20 protein-coding genes are annotated in these 23,068 nt (G+C 42.4%); 7 read left to right on the forward strand and 13 right to left on the reverse strand.

Annotated elements, in window-relative coordinates; all coding sequences use genetic code 11:
• Nucleotides 1-35: 35 nt before the first annotated feature.
• From C5469_RS24395 to C5469_RS03280, 8 genes are all read right to left on the reverse strand, one after another.
• On the reverse strand, nt 36-191 hold the full coding sequence (locus C5469_RS24395) for a hypothetical protein (RefSeq protein WP_422615847.1): 156 nt from the start codon (nt 189-191) through the stop codon (nt 36-38).
• Between the two features lie 146 nt (nt 192-337).
• Nucleotides 338-1,573 carry an ATP-binding cassette domain-containing protein gene (locus C5469_RS03255; RefSeq protein WP_166302257.1) on the reverse strand — a complete coding sequence of 412 codons (1,236 nt, stop codon included), beginning with the start codon at nt 1,571-1,573 and terminating at the stop codon, nt 338-340.
• Nucleotides 1,574-2,122: 549 nt separating this feature from the next.
• Nucleotides 2,123-2,962, reverse strand: a complete 840-nt coding sequence (locus tag C5469_RS03260) for an asparagine synthetase B family protein (protein WP_166302260.1) — start codon at nt 2,960-2,962, stop codon at nt 2,123-2,125.
• On the reverse strand, nt 2,877-4,058 hold the full coding sequence (locus tag C5469_RS03265) for an asparagine synthase-related protein (protein WP_166302263.1): 1,182 nt from the start codon (nt 4,056-4,058) through the stop codon (nt 2,877-2,879). Before C5469_RS03265 ends, C5469_RS03260 begins: the two co-directional genes overlap by 86 nt.
• A complete protein-coding gene (locus C5469_RS03270) occupies nt 4,055-4,519 on the reverse strand; it encodes a lasso peptide biosynthesis B2 protein (RefSeq protein ID WP_166302266.1) in 465 nt (154 codons plus the stop codon). Before C5469_RS03270 ends, C5469_RS03265 begins: the two co-directional genes overlap by 4 nt.
• On the reverse strand, nt 4,509-4,790 hold the full coding sequence (locus tag C5469_RS03275) for a hypothetical protein (protein ID WP_166302269.1): 282 nt from the start codon (nt 4,788-4,790) through the stop codon (nt 4,509-4,511). The genes C5469_RS03270 and C5469_RS03275 overlap by 11 nt, the downstream gene beginning before the upstream one ends.
• 86 nt (nt 4,791-4,876) lie before the next feature.
• Nucleotides 4,877-4,993, reverse strand: coding sequence for a lariocidin family lasso peptide (locus tag C5469_RS24690; RefSeq protein ID WP_479687567.1), 117 nt, complete (start codon nt 4,991-4,993; stop codon nt 4,877-4,879).
• A 541-nt stretch (nt 4,994-5,534) separates the two neighbouring features.
• The gene (locus tag C5469_RS03280) at nt 5,535-5,801 is read right to left on the reverse strand and encodes a type II toxin-antitoxin system CcdA family antitoxin (RefSeq protein WP_166302272.1); all 267 of its coding nucleotides are present in this window, start codon (nt 5,799-5,801) and stop codon (nt 5,535-5,537) included.
• A 418-nt stretch (nt 5,802-6,219) separates the two neighbouring features.
• Here C5469_RS03280 and C5469_RS03285 point away from each other — a divergent pair, with 418 nt between their 5' ends.
• From C5469_RS03285 to C5469_RS03300, 4 genes are all read left to right on the forward strand, one after another.
• Nucleotides 6,220-7,776, forward strand: coding sequence for an MFS transporter (locus C5469_RS03285; protein ID WP_242689382.1), 1,557 nt, complete (start codon nt 6,220-6,222; stop codon nt 7,774-7,776).
• Between the two features lie 42 nt (nt 7,777-7,818).
• A complete protein-coding gene (locus C5469_RS03290) occupies nt 7,819-8,622 on the forward strand; it encodes an SDR family NAD(P)-dependent oxidoreductase (protein ID WP_166302278.1) in 804 nt (267 codons plus the stop codon).
• A gap of 23 nt (nt 8,623-8,645) precedes the next feature.
• Nucleotides 8,646-9,761: an NADH:flavin oxidoreductase gene (locus C5469_RS03295; RefSeq protein ID WP_166302281.1), complete on the forward strand. Its 1,116-nt coding sequence runs from the start codon at nt 8,646-8,648 to the stop codon at nt 9,759-9,761.
• Nucleotides 9,762-10,044: 283 nt separating this feature from the next.
• The gene (locus tag C5469_RS03300; RefSeq protein ID WP_166302283.1) at nt 10,045-11,208 is read left to right on the forward strand and encodes a hypothetical protein; all 1,164 of its coding nucleotides are present in this window, start codon (nt 10,045-10,047) and stop codon (nt 11,206-11,208) included.
• A gap of 99 nt (nt 11,209-11,307) precedes the next feature.
• Here the strand turns inward: C5469_RS03300 and C5469_RS03305 are convergent, their stop codons facing one another.
• Nucleotides 11,308-12,288, reverse strand: a complete 981-nt coding sequence (locus C5469_RS03305; protein ID WP_166302286.1) for an EthD domain-containing protein — start codon at nt 12,286-12,288, stop codon at nt 11,308-11,310.
• Nucleotides 12,289-12,644: 356 nt separating this feature from the next.
• Between C5469_RS03305 and C5469_RS03310 the strand changes: the two genes are divergently transcribed.
• From C5469_RS03310 to C5469_RS03320, 3 genes are read left to right on the forward strand one after another with little or no spacing between them, the layout of a single operon-like run.
• Nucleotides 12,645-14,327: an FAD-dependent monooxygenase gene (locus tag C5469_RS03310; RefSeq protein WP_166302289.1), complete on the forward strand. Its 1,683-nt coding sequence runs from the start codon at nt 12,645-12,647 to the stop codon at nt 14,325-14,327.
• On the forward strand, nt 14,327-14,560 hold the full coding sequence (locus C5469_RS03315; RefSeq protein ID WP_166302291.1) for a DUF2783 domain-containing protein: 234 nt from the start codon (nt 14,327-14,329) through the stop codon (nt 14,558-14,560). The genes C5469_RS03310 and C5469_RS03315 overlap by 1 nt, the downstream gene beginning before the upstream one ends.
• Nucleotides 14,561-14,604: 44 nt before the next feature.
• The gene (locus C5469_RS03320) at nt 14,605-18,102 is read left to right on the forward strand and encodes an indolepyruvate ferredoxin oxidoreductase family protein (protein WP_166302294.1); all 3,498 of its coding nucleotides are present in this window, start codon (nt 14,605-14,607) and stop codon (nt 18,100-18,102) included.
• Nucleotides 18,103-18,272: 170 nt separating this feature from the next.
• On the opposite strand, the gene C5469_RS03325 is transcribed toward C5469_RS03320, so the two are convergent.
• The 4 genes from C5469_RS03325 to C5469_RS03340 form a co-directional block, all read right to left on the reverse strand.
• The gene (locus C5469_RS03325) at nt 18,273-19,664 is read right to left on the reverse strand and encodes an MmgE/PrpD family protein (protein ID WP_166302296.1); all 1,392 of its coding nucleotides are present in this window, start codon (nt 19,662-19,664) and stop codon (nt 18,273-18,275) included.
• A gap of 47 nt (nt 19,665-19,711) precedes the next feature.
• Nucleotides 19,712-20,290 carry an acyl-CoA carboxylase biotin carboxyl carrier protein subunit gene (locus C5469_RS03330; RefSeq protein WP_166302299.1) on the reverse strand — a complete coding sequence of 193 codons (579 nt, stop codon included), beginning with the start codon at nt 20,288-20,290 and terminating at the stop codon, nt 19,712-19,714.
• Between the two features lie 61 nt (nt 20,291-20,351).
• Nucleotides 20,352-21,830: an acetyl-CoA carboxylase biotin carboxylase subunit gene (locus C5469_RS03335; RefSeq protein WP_166302302.1), complete on the reverse strand. Its 1,479-nt coding sequence runs from the start codon at nt 21,828-21,830 to the stop codon at nt 20,352-20,354.
• A complete protein-coding gene (locus C5469_RS03340) occupies nt 21,827-23,062 on the reverse strand; it encodes a hydroxymethylglutaryl-CoA reductase (protein WP_166302305.1) in 1,236 nt (411 codons plus the stop codon). Before C5469_RS03340 ends, C5469_RS03335 begins: the two co-directional genes overlap by 4 nt.
• Nucleotides 23,063-23,068: the final 6 nt, after the last annotated feature.

Raw genomic sequence — 23,068 nt, forward strand, 5'->3', positions numbered from 1 at the left:
TTATTTTGAAGTTGATCTAAATTTAAATCAACCAACTAAATCCCTGAAACGATAGTATCTAAAGCTGCCATGATATCGGAGTGAATACTAGGCATAACACAGACGATATCTGTAGCTTTTAACTTGCTCTTCGCTACCGTTGTGACTGACTTTGTAATAACGACATACCGATCACCTTTAATCTCAATCACTGGCGTTATCTGACAACAAAGCAATCGGCATTATTACCTGTGAATCATAGTCGTCTAGGAGAGCATAAAATCTGTAGGGTATTTATGCTCTCCCTCCATTCAGGTACAGCTATGCCCATGGTGAGAAAGACCTTTTCCTCCGTCTCCTATATCATCTCAGTGCGTTTCTGATAGAAACTGGCTTGACTATGAAACATTCGGGCATATTTTCCGTTCTGTGCGATAAGTTCATCATGTGTCCCTGCTTCAACAAGGCGACCCTGGTGCAATACGATAATGCGGTCGACAAAGCGCGTTAAGGAAAGGCGATGACTGACAATAACGGTTGTCCGTTGCTTGGCGAGTTTGAGTATAAGACGCATTATCTCGCCTTCAGACTCTGGGTCAAGCGCTGAGGTGGGTTCATCGAAAACAAGCAGGTCGGCATCATCAACGTGAGCCATTGCCCGCGCGATAGCCAGCCGTTGCCATTGTCCTCCAGATATATCGGCTCCACCTTCTATTTCCGTCGTTAATGGTGTATCCAGCCGCTTTTCAAGAAAATTAAGGCCAACCTCCCGCAGATATTCGTTGATAGATTGCGTATCGCTGGTAACAAGATTACCACTTACGTCAAGTGGGAAACGTGCAAAGTCTTGAAATACACCAATGACGCGTGGAGGAATACGCGATATCGACCACGTTAGTTCGCCAGTGGTCGGTGCATATAGCCCGCATAGCATTTTGAGCAGGCTTGTTTTTCCAGCGCCATTTTCACCAACGATTGCGATCGTCTGCCCATGCTGAATGTTCAAATCAATTTTCTCCAACGCAGCTCGTTCAGTACCTGGATAGTGCAGTTCAACATCTCGCAATGTTATATAGGGTATGATCACCGATGATTTGGGCACAGGCTGAGGCTTACGCATGTCCTCGCAATTTGTCTTCTGTTTAGCCGTATGGATGGAAACTAGGTTGCGATACGGACGTACGGCATATGACACTCGCAACAGGTCACCGAAATTAAAAATGACCGCTGATAGGCCGTCTTTCAGTTGAACGAGTGCACCAAGCAAAAAGGCGAGCTGAGCAATGCTGAACTTACCTAACTGAAATCCATTGACAACAACATAAAGCGGTATGCTCAGACAGATGCTCGCGAACAAGGAGGTGAGCAACAGTTTAATGGCGTTACGTGTACGTACCTGCTTGATATGCTTAAGATAGTTATCATAAAGAGTTTGCCACCGACTCAGCAAATGCGCCTGCATACGATAAAGACGCAAATCTTTAGCAAATTCAGGCTGTGTTAATATTCGCTCCAGAATACGTAGTTCGTTAAATGTCGCTGCATGATGTTCCTGCACATCCCAACTTTCGCTTTCCGTTCGAGCACGGTACATCACGGTAGGCACCATGCCCATCAGCATAAGGAAAGGGATCCACCATGCGACTTGCCCTGTCAGGAAAAGAATCGGAATAATCATCAAAATTCCCGTACATACGGCGTATAGATGTGACACCATCTCACCCAATTCATCGCCGACTTTGGTCGAGAGAATAGCCATTTCACGTAGTTTGGTGTCTTCATGAATGGCGAGGCCCGGGAACGTTGCGATGATCTCGTTCACCTTACGTTTCAGCAGCATGACTGCTGAATCTCGCAATGTATCTACGATAAAGTTTGAGATAGCATTCAGTCCGTCCTGAAAACCACTGAGTATAAAATAGGTAGACACTAATGCGATGACAGCCGCTGCGGCTATATTGGTGGTTAGGACTTCTATGAGATGAGCGTTGATATAAAGTAACGCGCTAGGAATGAGGCCAATGACAAGATTAGAGACAATAGCAATAGTTAACGCGCGCGGTGCTGCTTGCCATAACAGCGACAATGCATTGCGGAGGTTTTGTATGTTATCCCAATATTTCATGATGGCAGTCTCGGCTCATTAGTTCACGAAAGTACGCAAGGGTGAAAATTTCAGGTAGTTAATTACAGAAGTTCGCTCCTGCGTAAATTTCTTCAGCCAGGCTTCAAGATCTATCACACCACGCAGGTAATGGTATTCAACACCAAGCTGAGTGTTGGGATCTTCTGTCGCAATGATATAGGCTATCAAATAGCGACGGAATTGGGCCTGATCAATGAACTTCCAACTATCCAAGATCATCGGTCTATCCGTCAAACGTAACATCTCTTTCGCGCTGTTATAAAGCATACGACGAGCCATCAATGCATAGCTCGTTTTGCTCTGTTTGTTGGTAACAAAATTGGGTAGTATGTCGGAATAAGCCTTTCTCGCCAGCATCTTTGAAGTTGCATATGGGTTGGCAAGATTGAGACGCTTGTAATCATGGTTTAGATGCGGTGGACAGGACAGCATAAATGCGGTCATCCTCGGATCCAGAAGAGGGTGAGAATGTGTGCAGTAAATGTTCAGCGAATCGAAATAAGTGGCCCGAGGAAAAAGCAAAGTTTTAATGTAATCATGGCCAAGGTATTGAGCCTGAGCGCGTGCTATCTTTATTTTTTGTAATTTAGCTTGCTGATGCAGCTCAGCTCCAAAGTAGTCGGGCAGCCTCTGGTCATTTGACTCCTCCTTAATCAACGCCCGTCTTCCCAAATAAGGTGAAAGAGAAGTGAGTATATGGCGAAAGTAGTCCAGAGAAAAAGGACGCACACGCAGATTCTCGGTGATATATTTATGTAATTCCCCGATTCCGTCGTGTATACGAATCGAATCTAGAATCCATTGATGCATTGATGCATTGATGCATTGATTCTCCAAGAATAATATCCCCGCCTTCTCCCGTCATAATAAGCGATATATTGTTGTGCTGAAAAACGCTAGCGAAAGCCTCCTTGGCAAGTGGGTTAGCGGATGGTTCCGGTCCGTCGACGTAGGAGATTGGATCGTCTGGTGCCGGCAAACGAAGAAAATTATCGGCATAGACGATATTGTGAGGAAGGTTGCAGTGATGAACTAGTGCCTCAACAATTTTATCATCTTGGCTCATTGCAAGGTCTGCATCTCTGAAGCTCATATTGACGCAGAACATGGGAGGGCTTTTATTCAGCGCGAGACTTGCGCCGAGGACAGTACTTGAGTCTATTCCTCCACTTAGCAGGATCCCATCCGCGCCGGCTTTGAGGCGGTCTGCCACACAGGTATCAAAGTATTCTCGGAATGCGTGCTGAAAGTTTTCATGATTCTCATGATAAGAGAGCGTCTTACCGTACTGAGAAGCCGCGCTTGTGTTCATTGGCGATAATTTAAACATTCCATCTGTTCTATTGATCTTCAATACGCTGCTTATCGGCATCTTTCGTATTTCGGCAAAGAAAGTTGCACCATCGGCCAGTTCGTTTTCTCCTACCATGACGGATTGTGCCAGGAATTCAGAGCACGACTCATGCCTTATGTTGAGCGGCACACGATGGAACAACAGTAATATTCTTAAGTCATTACTAATGACCCACTGTTTATTCTTTCCCTGCCAGTAATAAACTGGATGTGTCGCATAGTGATCAGTCACCGCAAGCACATGGTCGGGCTGAATCGATATGTAGCTAAACTCACCCACTACTCTCCCTTGAGAGGGATCAAGTATCGGCGCGTTTTGGCGGAATGATGAAATAAGAAGATCGCTGTCCAAATCACGTATCCATCCGCTGTAAGATGAATGAGCAGTAGATGTTTCAATGCTAGTCAACTTTCGTTCAGTGTCGCAAAGGCGAACATCGGCTTCGATCATTGTTGCCCATTGATGATCCATCTTCTTTATACTATCGATTTGGATATCTGTCATGGCATTGAAGAGAGCGTTAACATATGTATCTATATCAATCGTCGTAGCGTTTATTACCACCGACCAAAGTTTCATATTGAAGTTGCCCATTCAGAGATGGCTGTATCTGGATTCATGCGCTGTAACGGACTATATCCGCTTAAATCTACATGCCCCGGATTAATAATTTTTGTTTTGAATTTGTTACTGCATAATTCAATCCATGCATGACCGACGATCTTCTCATCTTGTTTTTTGATGCCAATCACCATATCGCTGGGTATGCCGTGTAAAGACGCCAACAATTGAACGACAATACTCGCTGAATAGCATGATGCACTAGTAATTTCGGATGAATCGGCTTGGTAAATAAAATCACAAATTTCCTGAAAATAGGATTGATCGATATGCTTTGTCGCATCAGAAAAGTTCCATCGGACAGTGCATGGATATATCGATTTAAAAATACTGAGATAAGCGTCTTTGATTGGTTTTTCCAGCAGTATGGCTCTTACTAAACTGTGTATTAGAAATATATATGCGTTGTTACTTTTCATAAAGTACACCTAGATCTAATAACGTAGCTATTCCACCTAAGATTAGTTCAATATCTTCAGATTTTAATTGGCTATTATTGGCAATACGATCAATAAGGGTTTCTACATACAGGCCATTCGGCGTATCTTGGAAAACACCCATGATATCGGCAGCTACCCCAGACACACCAAAATACTCTCCCTTGGTTTCGCTATATATTATTGCCTCACCGTCCAACGAAATGTATTCAAGAGGTTTTTTTGAATAAATGAGTTTCGAGTATCTTTGCATTACGTGTTTTTATATATCCATTAAGAGACATGAAGTTGAGAAGAGAAAGCACGCACCTAAAAAACTTAGATACGTGCCAAGTACCATTATCTTCCGCCGCCTTTCACTCCGCGTCCAAAGACACCATCCCCGGGGCGGGACTTTTTAGACAGGATGATTGCCAGAAATGATCCATAAGAAACTATTTTTGTAGGCTTAATCATTTTTTTACCTCTTTATATGAAAATTAAGAAAATGTTTAATTAAGGCTCGTCTCGTATACGCGATCATATAAACTAAAAGAATGCATAGAAGCTATTTGTTTTTACACTATAACGGGTGATTATGTAAAGAAAAAATTTACAAAATAGAGATGAAAATATAAATTAAAATAGAAATCATGATATTACAGTTCTAATAACCAATATACCTAGTAATTGTCCACGAAAAATACAGAAAAAAATACATTATTGCACTTAATATTTTTTCTGTTTTTTATAAAGTATTTATTATTATAATTCATATTGACTGATAATAATTACTCTCCTCTGTAAATCATAATATGCCACTATATTAGATCTGAAATAAAATGTTAGGTAATTTATTTCCAGACATTAATGATATCATTGGTGGATTGCTAACGCTTTCCGTCAATGAGTCAGGTTATTTCAATTCGTTAATAACATTCCGAGGCGATAATATCCGAGCGTGGTGGTATCATTTTCAGTTTAGGGGATTTGTTGCGGTAAACAGCATACTGAGCTATCAAATAACCCCGTATTCATCATCATCGGTAAATAGCCCTGCACCATGCTCAAATTCATTGAAAGCGTGGATACCGACTTTGTTTTCAGCTTTCCATTGCTGTCTTCTTTTCTCACGAACAACATCGGACAACATTTTGTCTAGTGTCGCTGATAAGTTGATCCCTAAATCACGGGCTTCATCTACCACTTCAGCGGTCAAATAAACATTTGTACCACGTTTACCAGATCGTTTTCGTTCTACGGTTGAGACGCATTGTATTTTCATCAGACACCTCATCTATGCGCATAAAACATACACATAAGTCTATAGCAGATAGTAAGCATCATCAAGGAGTTCTAAGTCGAGATTCCTGACTCCTAAACCAACGGTTTATCGGACTCTTTCACACGACAAGGCAAGCTGATATTTCATCTGGCAGACGGAAAAGTTGGCGTACCCGGTCACTATCCCCCTTGAAATATATTACATTACTTTATTACTCCCATTGGTGAGTTTCTAGGGAATTTTAGCCTTCAAATCACTACCGTTTTGCAACAAACTTACCTTGTATCCTGTTTGAGCTATACTTCATAAAAATAGATTGCATGCGATCTATTCGTATGACACCATTGTGGTCATTATAGCTCCTTAAGCTGAAGCAAAGATGACATCTGATTAACCAAACCGAGTCATGGAGTTTAAAATGAACGTTTCACAGCAGATACCTGCTCCTGATAATTATAGTGAGGAGAGAAACCGGTATTCAGTATTACTTCCTTTGTGTGCTGCGGGAATCATCATTCCTATCGTATTCACTGGGCCTGCAATTGCTACTCCTATGATTGCACTCGAACTTGGTGGTTCTTCAATTGAGTTGGGCGGGATTGTTAACGCTTATAACGTTGCTTTTGGTAGTTGTGTGATGGCTGGTGGAACATTGGCTGATCGGTTTGGTCGTAAGCGTTGTTTTTTAAGTGGATTAATCCTGTTTTTTATCACCTCACTTCTTATTGGTTTTGCTCCCGATATTACTTCACTCAACATACTTCGAGGCATAGAAGGAATCGCTGGCGCTTTGACTCTGACGAGTTCATCAGCGCTTATCGCGCAAGAATTTGATGAACATTTACGATTGCGCGCGTTTAGTTTCCTTGGTACCTCTTTTGGCATTGGATTAGCATTCGGCCCTATGCTTGTGGGGATGATGATAGCTAATTTCGGTTGGAGATCGCTTTTTTTCTTTATCGCGCTGGTATCACTGATTGTCCTTTTGTTCAGTGCCAAAAAGGTAAATGAATCAAAAGATCCCGACGCGAAAAATATAGATTGGCCGGGCATCATTCTTTTTACACTTGCCTTGAGTACATTAACGCTGGGAATTGTTTTTGCACCGGAAAGGGGATGGACTGATATTTATATTATTGGGTTATTTCTTGCGAGTGCTTTGTTTTTAGTTATTTTTGTTATAGCGGAAGTTAAGTCTCGATATGCAATGCTTGATTTAAGCCTGTTCCGCTATCCGCGATTTATTGGCGTGCAATTATTGCCCATTTCAACCGGATTCTGTTTTGTCGCATTATTGGTTTCTCTACCAATCTGGTTCATCGGTATTCAAGGTTTTGATGAGGGGCGAGTCGGCCTTGCCATCCTTCCACTGACAGCACCGATGCTCATTGTTCCTTTTATTGCTGGGTACCTCTCAAAATATATTTCACCTGGGTTGATCTGTAGCATTGGGTTGTTGGTTGCCGCTCTTGGCGGATACTGGTTAGCTTTCAGCCTTCAAGTTAACGGAGAGATAAATTCTTTAGTTGGTCCTTTGTTAATGATCGGTATTGGCAGTGGGTTGCCGTGGGGACTCATGGATGGTTTATCTATGAGCGTAGTTCCTAAAGAACGCGCAGGCATGGCAGCAGGCATATTTACAACGATGCGCGTGTCTGGAGAAGCTTTAGCTATCGCTATCATTGGTGCTTTGCTGGCAGCTCAAACATCAGCCATTCTGGTTTCCTCCAAAGCAGATCATGCTTTTTCAAATATCGTCTCCAGTGAGTGGGGAGGAAAGATCGCGAGTGGCCAAATGTCATCTATACTTGAATCGGTTGCTGATGCAGATAAGGCAAGTTTAGGCTACTGGCTTGCAACAATATATCAAAGCTCATTTGGTTCAATTCTACTGATAATAGCCGCATTAACAGCGTTAAGTGCGTTAGCTTGTGCATTATTGCTACGACGTGAAAAGCAAAACGCAATTCGCTGATATACAGTTTTAATTAATTGACTTGCAAAAGCGAGGTATCTGATGGATTTGCAGCTGACAGGAAAACGAGCTTTGGTAACGGGAAGTAATAGTGGGATTGGTAGAGCAATAGCGATTTCCTTAGCGAATGAAGGCGTACAGGTTGTTGTACATGGAAGGCGGAAAAAGGAAACCGAAGAAGTGATGCAGGAAATACTTGTTCATGGTGGTCAAGTGCGCATGGTTATTGGCGATCTGACCGATGATGACCAGGCTCAGGAGGTTGCTCAGTTGGCTCAGGCTGCATTTGGCGGAATCGATATATTAGTTGCAAATGCTGGCGCTTTTCCACCAACGCCAATTCTGGAAAGTACAGCTCAGGATTGGTTAAATCTTTACGATCAAAACGTGGGTTCTATCATTCGTTTGCTTCGTTTTATTGTTCCTTCAATGGTTGAAAATGGATGGGGGCGAGTAATTACTTTAGGGAGTATTGCCGCATCCCGTCCCTTTGCTTCTTTCGGTGCTTATGCGACAACAAAATCGGCCTGTGTGAGCCTTGCGGTCACCATTGCAAAAGAATTTGCGGGTACAGGTGTAACTTCCAATTGTATTAGTCCGGGTGATGTTATTACCCCGGCAGCAGAACAGCATTGGCGAACCGTAGCTAAACGTAATGATTGGGCAGATGAGTGGGAAAAAATTGAATCTCATGTGGCTACTAATATTTCACCGACTTTGGTAGGGCGATTAGGCCGACCAGAAGAAATTGCTGATCTGGTGACTTTCTTGGCAAGTCCGAAATCTAATTATATTAATGGTTCTAATTTTAGGATCGACGGTGGTTTTTTAGCGAGTACGGCTTAATTCGATATAACTAGAGGGATATTATGAATACGCACTACGCTGCATTGTTTGCGCCAATGTCATTTGGTTCTCAGATGTTGAAAAATCGAATTGTCATGTCACCGATGACACGGCAATTATCTCCCAATGGTATTCCAGGGCAGGTAAATGCTGCATATTATCGACGACGTGCCGAGGGAGGTGTTGGTTTAATTATTACCGAGGGAGTATGTATTCCACATATCGCAGCAAATGGTTACGCTGATGTTCCGGTAATGTATGGAGATGAAGCTCTTAACGGATGGAAAACAGTTGTAAATCAAGTGCATGAATATGGTGCGTTGATAATTCCCCAACTCTGGCATGTTGGCCCAATGCGTAGACCGGGTATTGGGCCAGATCCTTCAGTGCCTGGATACGGCCCGATGACAATACGCGACGGCGACCAAACAATCGTGCAAGGTATTAATGAGAAGGATATCAAAGATATTATTGATGCATATGTTCAAGCGGCTAAGAATGCATTGGACATTGGCTTTGATGGTATTGAGATCCATGGGGCACATGAATATTTGCTAGATAGTTTTATTTGGCAGGTGACAAATCAGCGTAAAGATAAATATGGCGGAACCTTTAATAACCGTATTCGTCTGGCATCTGAGGTTGTCAGCGCGATACGAGAAGCCACGACCCCTGAATTTCCTATCGTATTCCGTTTTTCACAGTGGAAAATACGCGACTATGGCGCCAAAATAATCGAAACACCCGATCAGTTAGAGGAATTTGTGACAACGCTAGTTAAAGCTGGTGTAGATGTATTTGATGTTAGCACCCGCCGTTTTTGGGAACCGGCATTTGAAGGGAGTCCAGACAGTTTGGCAGTTTGGACCAGACGTTTAAGCGGCAAGCCTACCGTTATGGTAGGTAGCGTTGGCTTAGATAAAGCTTATGCGATCGCGCAGTTGCGTGGAGATGAGAAACCCGATGCAGGGAGAGCTGATTTAACTCCAGCAATAGAGTTGTTGGCATCAGGCTCAGTTGATTTAGTTGCTTTGGGGCGAATGTTATTAGCTGATCCGGAATGGCCGACAAAAGTTTATGAAGGGAGACTGTCGGAAATTCTTCCTTTTGATAAATCGTCAATGATGACGCGTATTTAATGTTATAAAAATATGACGTGGCGCACTATTTTATGCATTGAACATCACGTTGAAGCTACAAATTCTATTTTTTATTTTACAAGTAAATTTTTCCTACTATGTTTATTAACAGAATTAATCTGGACATATTCTGAGTCGTCACTTGGCTGACAATAATTTATGGAGTGATTTTTCATCTCACTTGGTATTGAAAACAGGCAGGATGGTTTTGTTTACCATCCTGAGAGTTATTCACAAATTATCACCTATTCCGTTTTTCCCAAGATAAACAGCAGAGGTTATTATGACAGTGATGACAATTTATTTTTGTGGAACAAGTTCCAATAAGTACGACAATGAGCATAGTAATTACTGGCAGGGAGAATTAATTTCCACGTTGGCCGAAAATCAAGAAGGCAAGGAGTTTGCCGAATGGAACATTGTCGATGGACCTGGCAGCGGTAATTTACAGAGTGATCAGCTCTGGGTGGAAAGTAAGTTATATCCAGACATGATAGGTCAGCTTTTTGGATCGGGATGGCAAGAAAATATTCAACACGCCCTCCAGATACTGAAAGGGATACCTAAATGGAAACGGGAAAAATTGACGGAAGAACAATATAACAAACTGAAAGATGCAGGTGTCCCACTTGAGAAAACGAAAATAGGTAGTTTTTTATGGCGGCGTTATGACTACGGGGACCGCAAGGTTACTCCGCAAGATCTGCAAAAAAAAATCATTGAAATTTATCGCAATAAATACGGGGGCGTCACTCAGGTTAATTTGGTTGGTTGGAGCCGTGGCGGTATTAGCTGCCATATGCTAGCTAATGCCATGTTGAGCGATGATGCGTTGAAAACTATTCCTGTCAATATTTTTACCATTGACCCAGTTCCGGGACTAGGAAACTTTCAAACTGAAAAAATAATGCTTGGTGAAAATGTAAAAGAATACGTGGCCTTCTATGCCTGCGATGAACGATCAAAAGGTTTCGCCTGTGAGATCCCGAAAACTGACAAGGTTACTCGGGTACATCTTTTCCCTATGCAAGGTCGTCACGCTACTTTGGTGGGCAACGGTTTCTCGGATGGCGTGGATGGCAATAACGGAGAGGACAATTCGAAAAAGGATCGGTTAAAAGAACCCGGTTGCCTTGTGCGCCATTTTGCCGAAGTCTGCCTGACAAGATGGGGAGTGAAGTTTAAAGAGGGAAAAACACTCGCACTGACCGACGACCAAATCTTGGCCTACCATCAGATAATGGAAAAAGACAGTAAGCTCTATCAGGATATGCATGGCAAAAGTTATACTAAAGTGACAGAAAATAGCCAAGGAGAACGCAGTGTATCCTATTTCAATGAGTGGGCGGCGTTTTCTACTATTCAGGGTGACTCGTTTATCCCTACTCAGGGACTGGCTGCTAATTATTTGCAGGATAGGAGTATCTATAACATTTTGAAGAAATAACGGATATTAATCAGTAGTAGTCTTCAGTCCTGATATGATGAGATGGACGCCCCATATAGTGCTAATTATTACAGGGTGTCCATATATGCCAATCCCAAATTATAAAAAACTATCGAGCGAGTTTTGATTTATCAATGTGTGAGAAAGTGCACTCCAATATTCGCTTTTTTCTATATTAAATAAAGAATTATTTTCTAGAGTGGCAGATAAATTTAGATCCCGGAGAAAGTCTTCTAAGTCTGTTATTGATGCGAATGCCATAATTGAGATAGCATCTATATCTTTTGCTATCGGATGGAAAAATTTCTCTCCTGTCATGATGGGGCCAACATTATGTAGCTGAATGTAACGTTGGACAAACTTTTGCGTTGAAGGTTGAGAGATTATTTCTTTGGCATATTTGTATAACAGAATTTCATGAAAATCACTGCGATTTAATTCCGTTGTCCGCCGATGAATATTGACTAACAGTATAGAATCGCTACGTATTTTGCTTGGAATTAAAACATGTTGACAACAAAGTACTGGACAGAGTTCTCGAAAAATTACTTGATCCTCTGGCAGGATAGCTCTACTGATTTCTGGGTGTTCGAATAAGGAATACAAGTTATCTATATTCGGGAAGTTTAAATACGCTATGCCATCCCATTGTGGCCGATGATGGCTAGGAATATGCCCGATGATGGTATTAAACAAATGCCCGTTTTTATCAAGTGGTGGCTGATAAGGAAGAGGATTGATGCTTGAAGGACCCGATGAGAATCGATGGATTTGATCATAGCGTAATAATGTATATTTCCCATTGGTTTCCCGTGGTAAGGCATGAAGAAACCTGGGGCCATGTACCTTACGCCAATATTCAGTCCATTTTTCGAAAGCCAAATTTGCATCCTTTTCAAATGCATTAATCACTAAAGACGGTTCCTCCAAAGGGTGGCCCTGTACGTCAAGCATTTGATTTGGATCTTTGCGACGTTCTGTTAACGGAGCGCTGTCAGCTCTGGAGAGCAAAGTACAAAGTACGGTTGTCTGGGATGTCGATGAGGAACTAACGGGAGGAACGCTAATGCAATCAGTCATAGGTTACTTCCTTAGCTAAGCGCTAGTGCAATATTCGTGCATTACAAACGTTTGGAGTGTCCGATCAGTATGCGAAGGACAATGAACACAATAATGGTATCATGCGATTAGTAAGCATGTAATGGTATTTTTGTGCTGGCGATGCCCTATGATAGGAAAACAGTATAATGCCGCTGTTCGCTTAATTTTCTGGCCCTTATAACAAATAGCAATGTTATAGCTGTTTATATTTACATTAAAATTTAAAGAATATGTTTGCTTATTACACGCAAACGATCTAAATTCAAAAAAGAAATAATCCCGTTCAGTTCTCATCTATCGTCTCTGTTCTCGCGTCATTCCGGAGAGCTAAAAAAATGCATCAACCTCCAAGTTTGGATTATAAAAAACCTTTGGATATCAACTTATCAGTGCCAAGGAAGGTTCCCGTAGTGATTGTAGGAGCCGGATTAGTAGGATTGACTTTGGCATTAGATCTCGCTCGTAGAGGTGTTCCAAGTGTCGTGCTTGAAACACGTCAGGTATTAACTGAAGGCTCTCGAGCCATTGTCTTCGCTCAGCGTTCTTTAGAAATACTTCAACGGTTAGGGTTAGGGGAACGATTGGCTGAAAAAGGAGTCAATTGGAGTTTGTCCAGAATTTATCATAGAGAACGAGAGTCTTTCAGTTTTGACTTTAAAACTGAGCCTTATTTTGGTTGCCCTGCATTCTTGAATATTCAACAGACTTATATAGAACAGTGGTTAATTGAGGATTGTTTAGCCAGTGGGTGGGTTGATTTGCGCTGTTTAAACACGGTGACCTCGTTAGAGTCGAATAGTGTTGGTGCTTCGGTGATGGTCTCCTGTCCAGATGGTTCGTATCGACTTGATTGTGATTGGCTCATAGCCTGTGATGGCGCGCGCTCATTTGTGCGTAATACGCTGAATTTGCCGTTATTTGGTAGGCATTTTCATGATCATTTTTTGATTGTTGACGTCGAAATGAAACCGGACTTTCCTGCGGAGCGTCGTTTCTGGTTCGATCCACCTTTTCATCCCGGGCATTCGGTTCTTTTACATAAACAACCTGATAACTTGTGGCGTGTTGATTTTCAATTAGGTGCAGAAGCAGACCCAGCATTTGAGAAACAGCCGGCAAGAGTTACCGAACGTTTAAAGGCAATGCTAGATCCGAAAATAACTTTCAGGATCGACTGGATAAGCATATATACCTTTCGATGCAGACGATTGGAGAATTTTGTTCATTCACGAGTCGTATTCGCTGGCGATAGTGCCCATGAAGTCAGCCCTTTTGGAGGAAGAGGGGGAAATGGAGGAATTCAGGATGCAGATAATTTGGCCTGGAAACTCTGTGCCGTTGTAAAACATGGAGCATCACCAAAATTATTGCAGTCCTATGATGAAGAACGAGTTTACGCTGCGGATGAGAACATTATTAATTCGACTCGCAGTGCACAATTCATTACCCCGCCAAATCACGCAATAGAGACGCTTCGTCAAGCTAGTCTTGTTTTGTCTGAAACGACGGCAATGGGACGTACCTTTGTAAACTCTGGGCGTTTATCCCGTCCGGCTCGATTAAGTGGAGTCGGGCAATTTTTGCCCGATACCTCTGTGAAAGGAAGAGTAAAACCCGGGGATGTTGCTCTGGATGCTCCGGTAAAAAATGGAGATGAGAATAGCTGGTTATTGCACTTTATCGGTAGAAAAGGGTTCACACTTCTGTGCTATCGGCTGAGTTCCAATTATGACGGAGGAGTAAATCATATAGAAGATATCAATAGTCCCTATCCATTAGAAATCATTACAGTCGTGTCGGCTACAGTAGAACAACCGACTGTAGCCTCAATTGATATCACTTTGGTAGATCACTGTGGTTTGGTTGCTAAGCGTTATGATTTGGCTTGTGGATCAGTCGTGTTATTCAGACCTGATCAACATGTGTTAGACGTATTTTCCTCATTTAACCGTGATGACATTGAAAAGACGCTTGCTCATTCCATGCCAATAGCTACCTATGCCGAGAGAAAAATATAATGAAACCGTACAATCACTTTTTGGCTGGATCATTAATCACCTACAGCCATTTAACAGACCCAGATGCCTGTTATGAAATGATAACAGAGGCGTGTCAAGAGCTGGGGGATGAACTAGGGAATCTATTTTACGCTCAATTGGTTTTATTACTCGTTAATCATATCGGTGATTCTAATATCTTACGAGAAGCGATAACTGTCACACGTAAGGGGCTGACGACAGTCGCTAATTAAGTCGCGTAATAACCTTTAAAAACTTATATTCAAGGGGAATTGATATGATTCTCGATACTTCTTATCGTCTTGAATCTCGTTATCGTCGAGGTATTGATGAGCCTCAAGGCAAAATATTTATTAGTGGACAACAAGCTCTGGTGCGAATGTTATTAGTTCAGTCGGCCCTTGATCGATCTATTGGTTTAAATACTGCGGGATTTGTCAGTGGTTATCGAGGTTCGCCACTTGGTGGTGTTGATAAAGAGCTTTGGGCTGCAAAAAATTTACTGGAGAAAGCAAATATTCGGTTTCAACCGGGTATAAATGAGGATTTAGCGGCAACGACCCTCATTGGGACCCAACGGGTAGAAACGGATAAAATGCGTCTCTTTGACGGTGTTTTTGGGCTTTGGTATGGAAAAGGGCCTGGAGTAGACCGATCTGGTGATGCGTTAAGGCATGGTAATGCATATGGTTCATCACCCCACGGAGGAGTATTAGTAGTTATTGGTGACGATCACGGATGTGTATCTTCTTCAATGTCGCATCAATCAGATCAAGCGTTAATTGCCTGGGGATTACCGGTTATTCATCCTATTAACCTTCAGGACTATGAATATTGTGGACTCTGGGGTTGGGCATTATCGCGTTTTTCAGGTTTATGGGTGGGTTTTAAGGCGATTACTGAAACTGTAGAAGCAACAGCATCAATTAACGTGTCTGAGTTTCCCTCGTTCAAACAACCTGAAATAGATATTGGGCCTGATGGATTACATTGGCGTTGGCCAGATTTACCGGGTATGCAAATTGAGCGACGTTTTGCTTATAAGCTAGAAGCGGCTCGTCGTTTTATCAGAGAAAATCCGTTAGATAGCGTAGATTGCGCCCCGGCTACACCAAAATTGCTTATTGCCGCGGTGGGTAAAGCTTACCTGGATGTTCGCGGAGCATTAGATGAACTTGGTATCACTCTGACTGAATTAGAGACGGCAGGCATTGCACTACTCGGTATTCGAGTTGTTTATCCATTATCTCCTGTCTTAAAAGACTGGGCTCAACGGAGTGAGAAGATATGGATTATCGAAGAAAAAACCGGGGTCGTTGAGAACTTGCTAAAGGCCAGTATATTTAATTCAATTCTCAACAATAGGCCATTAATTATTGGCAAGTCAGACGAAAATGGAATAAAACTTTTACCCAGTGAGGACGAGTTAAGGCCATCACGTATTGTCGATGTTCTTGTCAAACAGCTTCGAGCATGCGGCCTGTCAGTGGAAGTCCCATCATTTTGGTCAATGAAACTGATAGAGCGTTTTCTGAATTGGGTAAAACGCACGCCATATTTGTGCTCCGGTTGCCCACATAATAGTTCAACAATGATTCCAGAAGGGAGTCAGGCGAGGTTAGGTATTGGATGCCACGCGCTGGCCGCTCGTATTCCTGAGCGTGCCACGACAGGCAGTGTACAAATGGGAGGGGAAGGTGTTGATTGGATAGGTCAAATGTCGTTTGTCAGAACAGACCACATTTTCCAAAATATGGGGGATGGAACTTTTTTTCATTCTGGATATTTGGCTATTCGACAAGCGATCGCGGCAAAAGCTAATATCACTTATAAGATTTTATATAATGATGCTGTCGCAATGACCGGTGGTCAACCACTGGATGGTAGTTTAAGTGTTGAGCAAGTAGCGGCATTAGTTTGTAGCGAAGGGGCTCAAGAAGTGGTTATCGTTGCTAAAGAGCCTGAGCGTTATAAAACAAAGGACCGTTTGCCAGAACAAGTCAAAGTCTACCACCGTGATCAGCTTAATGAGGTGCAGCTTCGATTGCGAACAATACCGGGTGTCACCGTATTGATTTATGATCAAGTGTGTGCCGCTGAAGATCGCAGACGCCGTAAACGCCAACCCGTACCTGCTAAAAAGACCTATGTAACAATAAACGAGCTGGTTTGTGAAGGTTGTGGAGATTGTCAAATACAGTCGAACTGTTTATCCGTAATACCCGTTGATACCGAGTTTGGCGCTAAACGGGCGATAGATTCTGAATCATGTAATACCGATCTTTCATGTTTAAAGGGTTTTTGTCCGAGTTTTGTTACTGTTACAGGAAAACCGCGTTTGGTTAATATGGATAAAACTGAACGGCAATTAATTCTGACACGGGCAGGTGAGTTACCACCGCCGCAATTACCCAGCATTGATCAATGCTATGAAATATTGATAACGGGTGTTGGTGGTACGGGTGTTGTCACTATGGCTGCGACTATCGGTTTAGCGGCGCATCTACAGGATTTTTCGGTTAGCGTGCTTGATTTCACGGGATTCACTCAAAAAGGCGGCTCGGTTTTTAGTCACATACGTATTGGTGCTAAAGACCATATATTACATCAGCATCGTATTGAACGAGGATGTGCCGACGTTTTAATCGCTGCGGATTTAACTGTCGCTTCAGAAGATGAAGCATTAAATGCTCTGAGTTCAGGACAAACTAAAATCATTGCCAATACTCATGAAATGCAGACAGGCTCAATGGTTCGCGATAGAAACCTCAAAATAGACACTTCTGATATTGAGAAACGATTAATAGAATTGGTCGGGGAAGATGGCTATGACGCTATCAATGCACGTTATTTTGCAACTCAATTCGTGGGGAGCATACAAACAAATATATTATTGCTGGGATATGCCTGGCAGAAAGGCGTCATCCCGTTAAGTTTGCAAGTTTTTGAGCAGGCGATTAACTTACAAGGCGGTGATGTTGCTGCTAATAAAGTTGCGTTCGCTGGTGGTCGGTTGCTAGCGACTGATCCTGCGTATGTGCAATCCTTAGTTGTCCCTGCCGCTAAAAGTGGTCAATCTGTCAGGGCTAGCGGCGGTGAACAGGGACTTCGTGAGGTTGTCGAGTCTCGTAGCCGTTATCTTACGGACTACCAGAATGAAAGCTATGCGGCAAAGTATAGATCACAGGTTGAGGCCGTTGTAAAAGCGACTGCTAACTGGGGAGATTTCACACTAGCTCACGCAGTTGCCCGCAATTTATTTAAACTCATGGCTTACAAAGATGAATATGAGGTTGCCCGCCTGCATAGCTCGCCGCAATTTCTTCATTCTTTGACGGAATCATATATTGGGCGTCCCAAATTAAATTTTCATCTCGCACCACCATTCTTGGGTAAGTGGATGGAAAAAAATGGGTATCATCGTAAAATTACTGTATCTGGTTGGATTATTCCTTTTTTTCGCGGGCTTGCCGCTCTCCGATGCTTGCGTCACACTTTTTTCGACATCTTTGCCTGGTCTCATGAACGACGTGAAGAGAGGCTATTGGTTGCAAGATATAAGGATACATTAAATGATTTGTTATCAAAGGCTTCACCGGATAATCTCTCTTTGATTGTCCAGTGGGCGGAAATACCCGAAAATATTAGAGGATATGGACATATCAAGGAGCATTCAATTGCAGTGGCTTATAAACGTCAGAATGAATTACTTAATCAAATAGCGAATGGTGGCTCAACAATATATTCATCGATACCCATCAAAGAAGTTAATTAATAATCTCTGGATAAATAACCGAATTAAGTGATAATCATTGGTTATTAATTTTAAAATAAAGTTTGAGAGTTACTGGTTCTAATGTAGGGCTACATTCTTATATAAAACACAAGGTAACTCTCATTAATAATAAACTTATCAATGCATACCAGAATAGCGGTTAAATTCCCTCATCTTGGGAATAATTCGTTAGCGAGCATTTGATAATCTGGGTTATGATTTTCGCGATCTAAAATCCAATCTAATATTGCTGAAATATTTGTGTGAATATATGCATTTTGAGAATAAGCCACACATTTTTTGAATTTATCTATCAACTCTTCAAGCGTCATTGGGTTTTTGGCATTACCTTTTGCATAAGAAACTTCGCCTTTAAGTTGGGTAGTATCCTTAAACTGTATAATAATTTTGATTTTTCCATGTGTGCCTAATTCAGGTATTTCACATTCAGCTGCACTTCTGGGATAAATTTTTCTACTTAAGTCGATGATATCCTTGCGACGAATTGCGTTCTCTGTGAAATCATCAATAAATAGGTCTCCTGTTTTGAGTACGGTCGCAATATTATAAGCGAGGCTGAAACGGGCTTCGACTACGGTTTGCGGAACTTGTTTTCGTTCTACTGGCGAACCAACAAGATCAAATATTTGTTGGTTGGTAAGAACATCTATACGCTCTATTTCATTAATATCAATCTGTTGACCATTCAACATCTCTTTTATTAACGCCACGGCTGAGGTATTTGGGCGGCAGGTAGGATAAGGTTTAAATGCGATTAGTTGATCGATTACAAAGGTTGTGCCTAATTCGTCAATAATTGAGTCAAGATCTGAGCCAGGTTCAAAGGCGCTATAATAACCCCAGAGTCCACTGAGAAATTGTTTTGCCCCAGTAAAACCTTGGTCAGCTAATATTACCGCCTTCACTGCATGGGATGCGACCAAGCCTTGTTGGTAAAAAACGGTTGAGGCGCCGTCTATCATACATTGTGTTTCACCCAATGCGGATGTATATGCGATCCCAAGTGCGTTATGCAGTCGATCTCCTGTCAGACCATATAACATTCCTGAGGCCGCTGTTGCTGCGATAACTTTACAGAGGTCATACCGGCCACTTTCAAGTAATGTTTCCTTACGTGCTCTTGAAAGTCTAAGAGAAAGCTCGATACCTGCAATATAGGCAGTCATGAATTGTTCACGCGATATTGGTCGATCAATTGAATCGGCAATAGCAAGCAACGCGGGTAATATCGCTACACTGGGGTGTGTTCCGAGTGAATCGCCAACATCATCAAAGTCTAGCACTCTGGCAGCCGCACCGTTTAACATTGCTGTGGCCGGGGCAGGTAAAGCTAATATTCGCCCAAGTACTCGACTTTCTGGTTTCCCTCCCCATTTTTCGGTTATTTTAGTCAATAGTTCAACGCCGGGGTCACGGGTGCCAGCTAATAAAACACCAATAATATCAAGTAAGCAGTGGCTGCCGATTTCTCGGGTATTGTGATCAATTGAGGAATATTTGAGACTATCACAATAACTAACGATTTTAGATTCTAAGTTCATGATAATTCCTGTTTATAAAAGTTGTAAGTCTTAAAACGATTAAATATTTATCTAATTGGATTGAAAGTGATTAGCACCTGATCAGTACTAACATTTTCTCCCACTGCCACGTCTATTTTTTGGATTAAATATTTTCCTGGAGAGTAGAGTGTTATAACCATTTTCATTGCTTCTAGACGTAGTAACGGTTGTTTATCTTCTACAATACTGTTTTCAGAGACGAGAATTTCTAATACATTTGCTGGCATAGGGGATGACAATATATTGCTATCTTGATAGGGCTTAATGGATTTGTTTTTCCATGAGTTTCCTGTAGTTAAAACTATTGTACGATGACTTCCCGCATAGTCGATAAGAAATTCATTTGATGAATTGCGTTTGAATAAAATAGTTTCTCGAATACCGTCAATCTTTATTCTTAATCGTATTGTATCGCTTGATATATGTTGCACATCTTCTAACTTGAGTTCACATGAAATGCCTTGAATATCATTCCATTGCGCTTTGTAGAGATTAGAGCTAAGACGATGAATTGTTGTACTAACTTGGTTTAATTCACTTTCTACGACACCGTTTAGTAATGTTGATATTGTTGATGATACAGAGCTTGGATCTGTATTACGCATATGCAGTCCTCTTAGTATGAGGGGATTTATGGCGTACCTGTTGACTCATTTCCAACTGCTATTATTTCCAACGACTATTTCGTTGAATCCATGGTGATATTGGTCTATGTGTATCCGAATTTGTTTGCACAGCGGGAATAAGATTTAAATGTAGAGCTAAGGCGGTAATTGCATGTATTGCCAGAGCTTTTCGCTGGGGTAGGGAATGGGTATTTTCAATTGTCTTACCGATAGAAAGATCGTAATTGCCTTGGTTGAATGATTGACTGCCTATCAACCAACGATGTACTGCGAGATTAGTACTAAAACCCGCAATAACCAGTTCATCTAGCGCAAGTCGTGACCGCTTTAAAGTTTGTTCACGATTGGCACCGGAAACAATGAGCTTGAGGCATAAGCTATCAAATAGAGGCGACATCTTAGCCCCCAGATGTATCCCTGAATCGACACGTATACCCGGTCCTTCCGGGACACGATAATCCAAAACTTCTCCACCGTTTGGTAGAAAATCCCCGTGGGCATCTTCCGCACAAATACGAAATTCAATTGAATGACCTGCGAAATGAATGTCCTGCTGAGTCAGCGTCAAAGGTTGATTTGCCGCTGAATAAATCATGTGTTCAACGATATCTATACCGGTTATAGATTCCGTAACCGGATGTTCAACCTGAATGCGGGCATTCATCTCAATGAAATAAAAATTGCCTTCTTTATCAAGCAGAAATTCAACAGTGCCTGCGCTGTCATACCCTACCTGATGCGCAATAGCCAATGCGGCATTGTGAAGTTGCTCATATTGAATTTCTGTCAGTCCGGGAGCGGGTGCTTCTTCGACAATTTTTTGCCGTCGGCGTTGCACGCTACATTCACGAGTGCCAAGATGTAAAATTTTTCTATATCGGTCAGCTAATATCTGAACTTCTATATGACGGATACTTTCTCCCAGGAACTTCTCAAGATAGACCTGATTGTTGCCAAATGCCCGTAGAGCCTCTTGCCTGACTTCCTCATAAGATGTGATAAAGTCTTCCGATTGATCTACTACTCGAATCCCACGTCCTCCTCCGCCATGAGTGGCCTTGATCAACAGTGGATAACCCAGACTGTTTGCTAAAATCATTGCAGAATTGGCGTCGGCGTCAATTTGCATGCCGGGAATAATAGGAATTTGAGCCCGTTCTGCTGCGGCGCGAGCAGCAATTTTGTCACCTGTCTGGCGGATGGCTGAGCTATTAGGACCGATAAAAATTAAGTTCGCCTTAGCACAGGCGTCAGCGAAGTCAGCGTTTTCTGCGAGAGGGCCATATCCCGGCGCTACGGCGTCTACCTTACAAGATAGAGCAACGTTAATCACCGTCGTGATAAGCGTTTCAGGAATCCAGGAGTCAACTCTTACCGCTTGATCAGCGGCATGAACAAATTCTGCGTTATCGTCGTCCGCACTGTAAATCACGGTGGTACTAATATCCATTGGCCGACATGTACGTATGAAACGAAGGGCGATTTCTCCTCTGCAACAGATAAGTACATGGCGGATCATAACGATACATCCTCTGATGATGATTCCGTTGGCTTGGTCTGGTTTAAGCCACGACCTAATACGGTATGGGCACGGGTGAATTCTCCTGCACTTACCGCTCCAGCAACGGAGATTTCACCGGCCAATGCGACTGCGGCTGTTATTTCAGCCAATTTACGAGCATCATGAGTGCACCCAATCATGCTGAGACACTCTTGCTGGATGGGGAGCTTAGTACCACCGCCGACCACACCAACGATAAGGTTGGGGATTGTCAAACTGGCGTTGAGATCTCCGTTATCAAGCACTTCAAAATGTGTGCAGGCATTTTTAAAAGAGACAGTGACAAAAGCAGGATCTTGCCCGCAGGCGATAAACATTGCGGTTAACGCATTAGCAACATGGATGTTTGGCGCTGTGGCTCCGCGTTGTGCAAGTAATGTGTTACATGCTAATAGAAATTGTTGCATGCGTAATGGCGTTGTACGTAATCGTTCTTTTACCAAACTATGAGGTATTCGGACACTCGCGGTAACATATCGGCCTTTAGCCTGATCACTGACAAAACGTTTATCGCCCCCTAATGTATTGAAATAGTGTGAAACAAGTTCGGGGCATTCTTCCTGAATATAACGACAAACGGCCTCATTCGCCTTAGTCGCCATATTTAATCCCATTGCGTCACCTGTCTGGTAGGTAAATGCTAATCCGATTAAATCACCCTGGAATAGGGGGGAGATTTCTAACAGCCGAGCGTAACGACTGGTGTTGTTGGCAACTATTAAGATTTGCGACATGTGCTCTTGCAGCCAGTTGACAAATTTTAGCGCATCCTCCGCTCGGTGTAATACAACGGCAGATATTTTTGTCAACGCGTCACCCAAAAAGCGATATGCTGGGTTTAGCGTGTTTTGAACGGAATTCTCCTGACTCAGTACTTGGCAACCTCTGCTATCACTGATTAAATTCATTCCTCTGGAAAAAGAAGCAATCAAAGCGCCTTCTGTCGTTGCCAAAGGAATAGTAAACGTTCCTTTGGCTGATATGCCATTAATCAGAAACGGGCCAGCGATACCCAGAGGAATTCCGACGTAACCAATCATGTTTTCGCAGGTTCCTTTGGCTAACTCGGGTCCAATGGTTTTGCCTGCAATATAGGGATAAGATTGCCCAGTTGTTTCGGAAAGCCAGGATAACCGTCGGCTTACCGATGACTGACTATAGTCATCGTGTCGATCACGTGGAATTGCCATAATTTT

The organism is Photorhabdus cinerea (genome assembly GCF_011189575.1).
GTDB classification, from domain to species: Bacteria; Pseudomonadota; Gammaproteobacteria; order Enterobacterales; family Enterobacteriaceae; genus Photorhabdus; species Photorhabdus cinerea.